Below are 11,369 nucleotides of genomic sequence, written 5' to 3'. Positions count from 1 at the left end.
GTCACCGTCGATTCCATTGAATTGCCGCGTATTTAAGTAGAATAAGCATAAGCTAGCTCTCACTTGATTTGTAGGTGGGGGCTATTTTACGCTTACATCTATTGCATGGAGGTATCAGAGATTAGGATTATTCCGGATGGGATGATTGGTTTCACTGTACCTAGTCAACGTTATGCAAAGGTAAGATCATCAGATCAAGAACCTTATAGACTAATAAAGTCATATTTAATGGCTAATGGACTTGAAAATAACTTAAGATCACTCGCATTAGAATTATTTAGGTTTGGTGAAGAACAACATTACAATAATGGTGATATTTTGGTGCCGATAATTTAAGTAAGTCTTTCTGGGAGGCAGTTACTTCGGCTAATAAGGGATGATACGAATAGGTAATGAAGTTAGTTCTATAATGGAGCAAAAGGTACCCCTATTTATCGTAACAGGTTCTAGTGGATCGGGAAAAACCTACGTTATCAATGAACTGCGTAGAATATTGCCGGATTTTGATATCTTTGATATCGATAATCTCCGCGAGGTAGGTGTTACGGACGAGCAACAAATACGGAACGTTTGGCAAGCATGTATATTACCTGAATTTGCATTGTGATGATGAGACTCGTGAGAAACGATTACGTGAAAGAAATTGGCCAGAAGAAATGATTCAAGACTACAAGAATTTTGCAAAATGGTTGTTTGAAAATGCGGATAAGGAATATACCCCACCAATGCCGATAGTTGTTACTTCGGTAACTGACATAGCTGATGTAGCAGCTCAGATAAAAAAATGGGTTCTTCAATACTCTTGAACTAATAGGAAAAGTAGGGATTAATCTGATAGGGATTATTCCAAATAAAATACATATTATCGGCTCGGTTGGAAGCGGAAAAACTACACTTGCTAGAAATTTGTCCAGTAAGCTTAGCATTCCTTATTATGAATTAGATAACGTGGTGTGGAAGAGGCACAAATCTGGAGATATAAGAAGAACTGATGAAGAAAGAGATGAGTATTTAGACAAAATAATCCGTTCTGATCGTTGGATTATAGAAGGTGCTCATAACCATATTTGGGTATTCAAAAGCTTCCAGAATGCCGATTTAATTATTTTTTTGGATACCCCATATATGAAAAGAATAATTAGGATTATAAAAAGATTTTTTTTGCAAAAAATGGGATTTGAAAAAGCGAACTATACTCCGACAATTAAAATGTTAATAAAGATGTTTGAATGGAATGCTGGATTTGAAAAACAAAGTAAACCAATGATTCTAAACATGCTCCGTCAAGATGATATTAAGTTTCTAATTTTAAAGGATAACAGCTCAACTAGCTGGAAACTTTAACTGAGGAGCTTGCTACACGGCAGCTCCTTTTTTGTGTATTGAAGTAACGGGAGATTAGTTTAATCAGCCATGGATACTCGTTTACAAAAAAGGGAATTATTTGTATCATATAAGCAACATTCAAATGCGATGATGAGAAGAGTAAGGGATTTAAGTTCTTACACAGAGAGCTCCGGTAGCTGAAAAGGAGCAAAGAACTTTTCCTCGAACCAAGCCTCTGAGCAGCATGTCGGAACCTTTGTTGGGGATGGCATGACGGGCGCTCCCGTTAAAGGGCTAGAGTATAAGCATTGCATGCAATGCCGTACTTGAAGAGATTAATATGGCGACATATTAATAAAACTGGGGTGGCACCGCGAAAACTTCGTCCCCAAGACATGACAGTCTTGGAGGTGAAGTTTTTTTTGTATCTGATTTTCCGCTTAACTATTCCAGAAGGAGGAGTCGACAATGGGGAATCCCAAGGAGCATCAAACCGAAAATTTTTTATTTAGGCTTATCAGTGAGGAGCTTGAACAGAAACCATTTAGCAGGGAGATGTGCACGCGATTTCCTCCCGAACCTAATGGCTATCTTCACATCGGAAGCGCCTATGCGATACACACGAATTATACAATTGCCCAAAAGTATTATGGGACGTTTCATTTACGCTTTGACGACACGAATCCCCTTAAGGAGGATATCGAGTATGTGAATGCGATTATCGAGGACATCAAATGGCTCGGTTACGATCCCGGAGATCATATATACTACGGATCGGATTATGCGGAAGATATATATAATGCCGCAGTCACATTGATCAAGCATGGGAAGGCGTACGTATGTGATCTGACACCTGACGAATTGACCGAGCATCGAGGGACTTTGACGGATCCGGGCCGGAACAGCCCATATCGAAATCGCTCAGTGGAGGAAAATCTGGAGCTTTTTGCGAAAATGAAAAATGCTGCCTTCCCGGCTGCATCTAAGGTAGTTCGTGCGAAAATTGATATGGCCTCGCCCAATATAAATCTGCGTGATCCTGTTATTTATCGGATTATCTACGCTGAGCATTACAGGACAAAACATGACTGGTATATCTATCCGATGTACGATTTTGCACATCCAATTCAAGATGCGATTGAAGGTATCACCTACTCCTTATGCTCCATCGAGTTCAAAGATCACCGTCCCTTGTACGAATGGGTCTTAAACGAGCTTGAAATACGTGAGCCTCCGCGGCAAAGGGAGTTCGGCCGACTAAGCTTAACGGGTGTTGTGACAAGCAAACGGTTTTTGAGGCAGCTGGTGGAAGGGGGATACGTAGACGGCTGGGATGATCCCAGGCTTCCGACGCTCCGGGGTATGAGGAGAAGAGGCTTCACGCCGGAAAGTATACGCAACTTTATTGAGGAAATCGGTAGCATCCGAACTCAAAGCACAGTAGACATTTCGCTCCTGGAGCATTGCCTCAGGCAAGATCTAAAAGAAAAAACGGTCAGCGTCATGGCTGTTTTGCAACCCTTAAAAGTCGTCATTACCAACTACCCGGAGAATGAAGTAGAGCTGTTGATGATTGAAAACAACAGCGAAAACGAGGCGCTGGGGGAAAGAGAGGTTCCTTTTTCCAGAACGATTTATATCGAGCGGGACGATTTTATGGAGCAACCATCTAAAGGCTTTCACCGGCTTAGTCTGAATGCTGAGGTGAGGCTGAAGGGTGCGTATTTTATTAAGTGCGATGAGGTGATTAAGGATTCTGATACAGGTGAAATTATTGAACTGCGCTGCACCTACGATCCACTCACGAAAAGCGGCACGGGGTTTACCGGGCGCAAGGTAAAGGGGACGATCCATTGGATCTCAGCGAACCACACCGTTAAGGCTGATGTCCATCTATATGAGAAACTACTGCTTGATCAGGAAATTCCGAAGGATAACGAAAATTGGGCGACTACGATCAATCCGGACTCGTTGGTTAACATAAAGGACGTTTTAATGGAACCATTCGTTGAACATGCGCGTCCAGAACAGAAGTTCCAATTCTTCCGTCACGGCTATTTTTGCGTAGATAGGAAAAATAACGCGAGTAATCGGCTTGTATTTAATCGTATCGTACCGTTGAAAGATACTTGGAAAAGATTAAACTAACGGGCACGAGATAGTGGAGGAGCTTGCCTAGGGCAACTCCTCATTTGGTTCATTGAAGTAACGGGCAGTATAGTTATATGAAAATGAAGGATTTCAAAAATGGAAATGTATCAATGTGATAATATATTTACATCGATATACACTTTAGTACAAAAAAGGAGCTTACTTATGCCGTTACCTCTAGTACATATGTGTATTACAGAACATATTTTTAGACAAAAAGGTATGGAAGTTAATCCTAAGTTTTTGTTAGGGAGCATTGCCCCAGATGCAATTCACATGAGGGAGAACACAACTAGGGAGGATAAAAACAAAACACATTTTAATATAAAGGAAGACTATACAATCAACGAAATCTTTCAAAATAAGATGCGTCCTTTTATTGATGATTGTCCTGAAGATGATCAATGGACAATGTTTGCGAAAGGATATGTCTCGCATGTATTAACGGATTTGATTTGGACTCAAACGATCTACGATGATTTTAAAAGGAAAGTAGCAACTGAACAAATTGAAGACATACGCACTTTGTATTATGCTGAGACTGATCAAATCGATTCTAATTTATTCAGGAATGAAGATTGGAGACCACAAGCATGGGAAGCTTTACTTAATTGCCCCCCTGTTTCTGTTCCAAATATGTTGACGCAAGAAGAGGTGGAAAAGTGGAAAAAGAGAATCCTCGACTGGCATACTCATCCTGAAAAAGAACCGTGTATCGAGCCGAAGTATATTACTGAAAAAAAAGTACGCTCTTTTATAAAAGACACTTCAAGCCAACTAATCAGTCTATTCGAACAGGCAAAATACTTCTAAGATAATGTTCCCCTATCGGATAGGCAAATCGGTAGCCTGTTACGCTAACGGATACGATAGCTTCACGACTACAGGTGGCCAACATTCATCGGCAATCTAGTTCAACGGGCAGAATAGCGTAATTAAAATGTTATTGAATCAACGATTTCCTGTTATAATTTGGAGTGCTGTAAGGGGGGAGAAAGTTGAGAATTCGAACCGCGGCGAGGGCTATGATTATCATGGATGAAAAATTACTTGTATTAAGAAGAACTGGAGTTCAAGGGGAATTTTATGTTCTCCCTGGTGGTGGTCAAGAACATGGAGAAAGCATTCAAGAAACTTTGGTTAGAGAAGTGCTTGAAGAAGTAAGTTTGGTGGTTGAAATTGAGGAACTTCTCTTCATAAATGAATTCATTGCTAGAAGAGATTCTCTTTTCCCTGATTTAGAGCCCGATGTTCATCAAATTGACTTTACATTTTTATGCAATGTTATTTCAATTAATGAAGCAAAGGTTGGAGACACACCTGACGTGCACCAGGTGGGTATTGCTTGGATTCCACTGAAAGAAATAACCGATTATAAATTGCATCCCTATAATGATGTGAATTTTATACTTGGAGCTCCGTCGAGAAATGCTTTATCACAATGGATTACAAATAAAGAAAGTGTAAGAACGCCTTCATTTATTGCTGGCTAAAAACGGATACGATAGTGGAGGAGTTTGCTATGCAGCAGCTCCTCTTTTCTATAGAACGGGCAGAAAGATGGGTTCAAATGAAAAAAATATGTTTATAGGTTCAGGCGGTTCTGGCAAATCAACTTTGGCAAGTAAGCTGGGCGAAATTTTATCGATTGACGTTTATCATCTGGATGCTATTTTTTGGAACCCAGGTTGGATTGGTACGCCCATAGACATTCAAAAAGCCGTACAAAAGGAACTCATAAGTCGTGACAGTTGGATTATCGACGGCAATTACGGAGGCACGATAGACATTAGGTTACAAGCGGCAGACACGATCATTTTTATTGATCTGTTAAGATGGATCTGCCTTTACAGGGTTCTGAAAAGAAGATTCCAATACCGCAACATAATAAGGTCGGACATGGCAGAAGGTTGCGAAGAAAGATCCAATCTCAAATTTCTGAAATGGGTCTGGGAATATCCTTCAAAACAAAAGCCCAAGATTGTGGAAAAGCTTAGGAGGGTATCGAATGAAAAGAAAGTAATCGTGGCTTAAGACTCCGAGTGATGTTCAAAAGTTTATAGCAAGCTTGGATTATTGAGCTAACGAGTACGAGAGCTGAATATCTTACACCACGAGGCTGCCGCAGAGATGATCGGCAGTCTCGCTGTGCTAACGGGGCAGTAATGATTAATTAAAATTAAATTTGCAATAGAGACTGTTTAAGGATAGATGGTAAATTACTAGGTAGGGGCAGTATGGAGAACATTAACTTTTGGCTACGTGGAAAAACAAGATCAATAGGAGGCTTCGACTATTATGAAACAGAACAAATATGATGATTCAGAATTCTTTGAGAATTACAGTCAGATGCCTCGTTCGATCGGTGGACTGAATGCTGCTGGGGAATGGCAAGAACTCCGTGCAATGCTTCCTGAGCTACGCGGAAAACAGGTGCTTGATCTTGGTTGTGGCTTTGGCTGGCATTGCCGATATGCGCGTGAACAGCATGCCCGTGCAGTGGTGGGTGTAGACCTTTCAGAGAATATGTTAGAGCGCGCCAGAGCTATGACTAATGATTCAGAGATCAAGTATCTCCGTCTCGCGATCGAAGATATCAACTTTAATGCAGGTGAATTCGACGTTGTGATAAGCTCTCTTGCACTCCATTATGTCGAGCACTTTGACATCCCCTGTCAGAAGATTCATCACAGCCTTGTACCTGGGGGCACTTTCGTGCTCTCAGTTGAACATCCGGTCTTCACCGCGCTAGCTTCTCAAGATTGGTACTACGGTCAGAAAGGTGAGAGATTACATTGGCCTGTTGATGATTACCATCATGAGGCTTCACGGCAGACAAACTTTCTGGACAATGAAGTCGTCAAATACCATCGAACCGTCGCTACCCATATAAATACACTAATTGAATCCGGTTTTAGAATTACGAAGGTGTCCGAACCTCAACCGACGCAAGAAATGCTAGATAGGCATCCCGACATGCGAGACGAAACACGTCGCCCTATCTTCCTCATGATCGCAGCGGTTAAAAATTAGAATATTCGGTAAGTTCAACTAAACTCCTATGAAAATTTATAACCGCTCAAAACCGAAAAAAGACAATAGAAAATTCGACTCAACAAAAATCGTTTTTAAAAAAGGCTGAGCCTTTTATAAGAAGAGGGACCGTTGTTGATTGCGCTAACGGATACGATAGCTGAGCAGCACAACACTAACTTTTAACTTCATTATTAACGGAGAACGATTCTTGACATCCGCAAAATCAGGTTCTAAAATGTAGTTAATTACAAATTCGGATCATGCCTATGAAGAGCATCCAACTCGGAGGCGTTTTCGTCAAGTGCAACCCCTTCGGGTTGTATCCTAAGCTTACCGGCCCCGCCCGTTACCGCGGAACCAAGAGGATTGAATTGCGATAAGCCGCGGTTTAATCAAGTTGGGTGGCACCGCGAGCAGACGCTCCTCGTCCCAATTCGGACGAAGGGCGTCTTTTTTGTTATCCAAAAATAGAAACAGAGGTGATCAGGATGCTGGAAATCGGGTTTATACGGGAAAATCGCGAAGTACTGCAGCAAACCGCGGATAAAAAAGGAATCCCGCTTTCGATTGCGGATTTGCTCGCGCAAGACGAACGGCGGAGGCGATTGTTGGTCGACGTTGAACGTTTGCGGCACGAACGAAATCGCTTGTCCGAGAAAATCGGCGAGCTCATGAAGCAAGGTAAGCCTATCGAAGCCGAGGAAGCCAAAAAGCAGGTCAAAGAAATAAACGGATCGCTTGGAAGTTTGGAAATTAGCCTGACAACGGTAGATAAAACTTATCGGGATTGGATGTTGCTTGTACCGAACTTCGTATCGTCGGATACGCCGAATGGAGCATCAGATGCGGACAACGTGGAGATTAGAAGGGTAGGCGAGGTTCCCCGATTTGATTTTTCTCCGTTAAACCATGTCGAGCTCGGAGAGCGACTGGGTATTCTCGATATTCCGCGCGGGGTGAAAATCGCAGGTAGCCGCCATTACGTGCTCAAGGGAACGGGGTATCACCTCCATCGTGCCGTTCAGCAGCTGGCTATGGATGTGCTGGAGCTCAAGGGCTTTACGCCAGTGGAGGTTCCGACGATCGTACGCGGCGAAACGCTGTTAAATACCGGCTTTTTTCCGACGGGCGAAGACCAGACTTTCGCGCTTGCGGAGGAGGACAAATACCTGGTCGGTACTTCCGAAGCGAGCCTGGTTTCGTATTTCGGAAATGAAGTCGTCGAAATGAACGGCCCTATCCGTCTCGCGGCGGCGACTTCTTGTTTTCGGAAGGAAATCGGATCGTCCGGCCGAGATGTCCAGGGACTTTACCGGGTCCATCAGTTTGCCAAGGTGGAGCAGGTGGTTCTATGCGAAAACGATCCTGCTCTATCGGAGCAGTTGTTGCAGGAGATGACCCAGAATGCCGAGGAGATTTTACGGATGCTTGAATTGCCCTGTCGGGTGGTAGCAGTATGTATCGGCGATATGTCGCAAAAAACGTATAAGCAATACGACATCGAGACGTGGATGCCAAGCCGTCAATCGTACGGAGAGACGCATTCTGCTTCCAACCTGCTTGATTTTCAAGCGCGTCGGGCCAATATCCGATATCGGGATCCGAATGGAAAGCTGCAATACTGTCACACCCTCAACAACACGGCGATTGCTACGCCGAGGATTCTGATCCCGTTGCTGGAGAACCATCAGAAGGAAGACGGCTCGGTGTACGTGCCGAAGGCGCTGCGCCCGTATCTGAACGGGGTAGAGGAGATTCGGTCAGTCTAACAGTCGTCACTTATCACGGTGAATTTCATCTCCTTCGCGAGCTGCTGCCGGAACTCCTCGGCAATGGGCAGCAGTTGCGGCGAAGGGTATTCGACGCAAGGAAGCCAATGAAGCATCCGAAGAAATGGATTTCCCATGCACTAGCGGATTTTAGATCCGATCGCGGAGAAGTGGCAAATCGGCCGGTTAACGGGCAGAAATGTTAGAAAATTACGGTACAGAATTTTGGAACAATGTGGTAATTGCGAACGTCTAAATACAATATAGGGGGTGAATGAAATGGGCAAGTGGCTGATTTATATATGTCTGTTATTTGTGCTTGTGGGGTGTTCAAAGAACAATGACCTGGCAGGAGAACAACCGCCGAAAGCCATGATTCAGATTGGAAATCAATTGTACGAAACGAAGCTCGGCACATATTGCTGGACAACTAAATGCGTGGATACGGTTGGTCCAGTTGAACTATTAAAAGACAAAAAGCCAATCATAGTAAATCCAAGCGATGAAATTACCTTAGTGATGGATTACGAATCAAAACCGAACAAATTTCATGTAGTACAAATTAATGAAGAGTGGCGTTAAAAGAAAATCGTTTAACCTCACCTGCACAAAAAGGGACTTATTACTATTCCTATGGAGTATGGTGGATGGATGATAAGGTAGCAAATTTATCTCATGGAAGCGCCTTTTATGCTTTTGTTCTAAAAGTAATTTAAAGGTTAGATATAAATGGTTACGCTAACGGATACGATAGTTGAGGAGCTTGCCGATGTGGCAGTTCCTTTTTTCTATTGAAGTAACGGGGGAGTTTAATTAACAACGGTCTCAAAAGGAGAGGATTCATATAAACGACGATGTTTTTAATCAAGTTCAATACCGTTTTCGATTTGAATGGGGAGCAGAAGGGGTACGACGACTGGCTCCATTATCAAGTGTTGTGGTCATAATGGATGTTTTATCGTTTACAACTTGTGTTGAAGTTGCAGTTTCAAGAGAAGCTTTGGTGTTTCCATATCTGTACAAAGATGAGTCCGCCATAAAATTTGCTCAGTCGGTTAGTGCCATTTTAGCTGAAAAGCGTGGCAAGACTCCATCACTGTCTCCAGAGTCGTTACTCTCTCTGTCACCAAAAACCCGAATCGTATTACCTTCCCCGAATGGTTCAACGTGCACCGTAATCGCTAAAGAGTCTAATGTGTTCACGATTGCTGGGTGTTTACGGAACGCTTTCGCTGTTTCAGATTTTATAAATAGGCATTATCCAAATGACGTGATAAGTGTATTCGCATGTGGTGAACAGTGGTCGAATGGAGTGTTGCGTCCAGCTATCGAAGATTTGATTGCGGCTGGTGCAATTCTTAGTCGATTTGATCAATCGTGTCTTTCGCCAGAAGCAAAGATTGCTGTAAGTGCCTTTAGACATGCAGAACTCGACATACAAACGATTTTGATGGAATGTTCGTCTGGTCGTGAGCTAATAGAAAAGGGCTTTCCACAGGATGTTAATATTGCAAGTGAACTGAATGTTAGCCAAGTGGTTCCTGTATTCCATAATGGAGCTTATATGCAACCATTTTAGTGAAATCGCTAAGCTAACAGGGTACGATAGCTGAATAAAGACACGATGGCAGCCGGCCTTAATGATTCGGCTGCCTTTGTTGAACGGGCAGATTTGTGTAGTGATGGTTTTGACAATATGGTAAAATACGGTGGATTAATACTGATATTTTGCCTTTAAATTCTTTGTTGGAAGTAGGAGATCTAATGGGATCAAGGGTTATGCATTATTGTATTTCATCCCTATTGTCGGAAGCACTGGACATCAAGAATAAAAGTGAATTTATACTCGGCGGTATAGCACCCGATATACATGGGCTCATGGGTGTACCAAAAGGAGTTACACACTTTAAAGATAGAGACGCTAATGGGAGAGGGTTTATTAACTACGAACGGTTTTATAACACTTACAAGACTGTTATCGATGTACCCTTTTACTTAGGATATTTGTGTCATTTAATTTCTGATTTTGTTTATTTGGATTTCTATTTTAAAAAACTAGAAAATGTACCAACCGAACAAATGAATGCGAAATTACTAGATGCTTATCGGGATTTTGAGAGACTAAACGGGCGAATAATAAAGCAGTATTCATTGGTGTTACATCCACATGTGATCCCAACGGTAAATATCGAAGGATACGACACCAGCTATTTACCTGCCTTACTTGATTGCATGCGAAGGGACTTTTCAATAGATGAAGATCTCATGAACGAACCGTTGGAACTTTTCCAAAACGATAACAGTGAGATTATTGATTACATTCATAGTTCAGTAGATAAAGCAGTGTCCTTCATGTCTTAAGCGCTGCCACAAGTTACTAAGGCTTCTGAAAAAATGATCAGCAGCCTTATTCCGCTAACGGAAACGATAGTTCAAAGACAACAAGGCTGCCGAATTATCGGAAGCCTGTTCAGTAAACGGGTAGTTCAGCATAGTATTGAAAAAGTACGTTTCCCATGTATAATTAACCATAATTCACCAAATTGATGAAGGAACAGAGTAAGCATTCATTATGCAAACAGAGAGTGACTTTAAGTGGTGAGAGGTCCTCGCTTGTGATTGCTGAACGCCAGTTTCTGAGAGCGATTAATTATCGCCGTTGAGACACGTTACAGTCTTTCAAGTGGTCGTTTAATAAAAACGACAAATTGGGTGGTGCCACGAGAAATCGTCCCATATTTGGGGCGATTTTTTGTTTGCGCCTCACAGTCGCACAATCTAAGTGGTTCAAATCCACTCGGTAACTTTACCCTTTAAAGTGCCGTAGCCGAAGTAGAGGTCCTATTTAAACAAGAATAGGATTGGCAGGGTGTCCCCCGTGATGGGGAATCCGAAGGGCCTGCAGGCAAAGTCCAGCCCGGAATGCGGTGAACCAGAGGTGGCGGCGATGTTGGGTGACCTATAATGCTACATATAATCTAGACAGCAAAAAAGGAGTTTCTTAGTTGTATGACAGGTCCAAGAAGGAAGTTTACACCGGAAGAAAAGGCTCGGATCGTACTGGAAATTCTGAAAGAAGAAAAATCG

General features: G+C 42.5%; 9 protein-coding genes, 1 pseudogene and 2 other annotated features. All 10 genes and pseudogenes read left to right on the top strand.

Annotated features, from left to right (window positions below):
• Positions 1-831 precede the first annotated feature (831 nt).
• The 10 genes and pseudogenes from E2980_RS11590 to E2980_RS11545 all read left to right on the top strand — a co-directional run bounded on the left by E2980_RS11590 (position 832) and on the right by E2980_RS11545 (position 10,643).
• Positions 832-1,344 (top strand): AAA family ATPase, encoded by a 513-nt coding sequence (locus tag E2980_RS11590; protein ID WP_135152341.1) that lies wholly within the window; start codon positions 832-834, stop codon positions 1,342-1,344.
• A 120-nt stretch (positions 1,345-1,464) separates the two neighbouring features.
• Positions 1,465-1,719 (top strand) — a binding site (T-box leader).
• A gap of 75 nt (positions 1,720-1,794) precedes the next feature.
• Complete coding sequence (locus tag E2980_RS11585) at positions 1,795-3,474, top strand: glutamine--tRNA ligase/YqeY domain fusion protein (protein ID WP_135152340.1); 1,680 nt, start codon at positions 1,795-1,797, stop codon at positions 3,472-3,474.
• A 168-nt stretch (positions 3,475-3,642) separates the two neighbouring features.
• Entirely contained in the window at positions 3,643-4,290 is a 648-nt protein-coding gene (locus E2980_RS11580) for a zinc dependent phospholipase C family protein (RefSeq protein ID WP_167747089.1), read from the top strand.
• Positions 4,291-4,475: 185 nt separating this feature from the next.
• A complete protein-coding gene (locus E2980_RS11575) occupies positions 4,476-4,970 on the top strand; it encodes an NUDIX domain-containing protein (RefSeq protein ID WP_135152338.1) in 495 nt (164 codons plus the stop codon).
• Between the two features lie 67 nt (positions 4,971-5,037).
• Positions 5,038-5,557: pseudogene (locus tag E2980_RS11570) on the top strand (DNA topology modulation protein).
• Between the two features lie 218 nt (positions 5,558-5,775).
• Positions 5,776-6,510: a class I SAM-dependent methyltransferase gene (locus E2980_RS11565; protein WP_135152337.1), complete on the top strand. Its 735-nt coding sequence runs from the start codon at positions 5,776-5,778 to the stop codon at positions 6,508-6,510.
• A gap of 491 nt (positions 6,511-7,001) precedes the next feature.
• Positions 7,002-8,282: a serine--tRNA ligase gene (gene serS / locus E2980_RS11560; RefSeq protein WP_135152336.1), complete on the top strand. Its 1,281-nt coding sequence runs from the start codon at positions 7,002-7,004 to the stop codon at positions 8,280-8,282.
• A gap of 279 nt (positions 8,283-8,561) precedes the next feature.
• Complete coding sequence (locus E2980_RS11555) at positions 8,562-8,864, top strand: hypothetical protein (protein ID WP_240702996.1); 303 nt, start codon at positions 8,562-8,564, stop codon at positions 8,862-8,864.
• A 256-nt stretch (positions 8,865-9,120) separates the two neighbouring features.
• Positions 9,121-9,861, top strand: coding sequence for a 2-phosphosulfolactate phosphatase (locus E2980_RS11550; RefSeq protein WP_338080665.1), 741 nt, complete (start codon positions 9,121-9,123; stop codon positions 9,859-9,861).
• Between the two features lie 185 nt (positions 9,862-10,046).
• A complete protein-coding gene (locus tag E2980_RS11545) occupies positions 10,047-10,643 on the top strand; it encodes a zinc dependent phospholipase C family protein (RefSeq protein WP_167747088.1) in 597 nt (198 codons plus the stop codon).
• Between the two features lie 176 nt (positions 10,644-10,819).
• Positions 10,820-11,021: a binding site (T-box leader), on the top strand.
• The last annotated feature ends 348 nt before the right edge of the window (positions 11,022-11,369 follow it).

The sequence above is a fragment of the Cohnella luojiensis genome (assembly GCF_004564235.1).
GTDB classification, from domain to species: Bacteria; Bacillota; Bacilli; order Paenibacillales; family Paenibacillaceae; genus Cohnella; species Cohnella luojiensis.
Note: the sequence above shows the minus strand (reverse complement) of the source record. Positions and strands in the feature narration are given on the sequence as shown.

What these genes read in the sequence shown, in the direction of transcription:
- serS (WP_135152336.1), top strand. Translation starts at nt 7,002, where the DNA reads ATGCTGGAAATCGGGTTTATACGGGAAAATCGCGAAGTACTGCAGCAA.
- E2980_RS11545 (WP_167747088.1), top strand. Translation starts at nt 10,047, where the DNA reads ATGGGATCAAGGGTTATGCATTATTGTATTTCATCCCTATTGTCGGAA.
- E2980_RS11585 (WP_135152340.1), top strand. Translation starts at nt 1,795, where the DNA reads ATGGGGAATCCCAAGGAGCATCAAACCGAAAATTTTTTATTTAGGCTT.
- E2980_RS11565 (WP_135152337.1), top strand. Translation starts at nt 5,776, where the DNA reads ATGAAACAGAACAAATATGATGATTCAGAATTCTTTGAGAATTACAGT.
- E2980_RS11555 (WP_240702996.1), top strand. Translation starts at nt 8,562, where the DNA reads ATGGGCAAGTGGCTGATTTATATATGTCTGTTATTTGTGCTTGTGGGG.
- E2980_RS11580 (WP_167747089.1), top strand. Translation starts at nt 3,643, where the DNA reads ATGCCGTTACCTCTAGTACATATGTGTATTACAGAACATATTTTTAGA.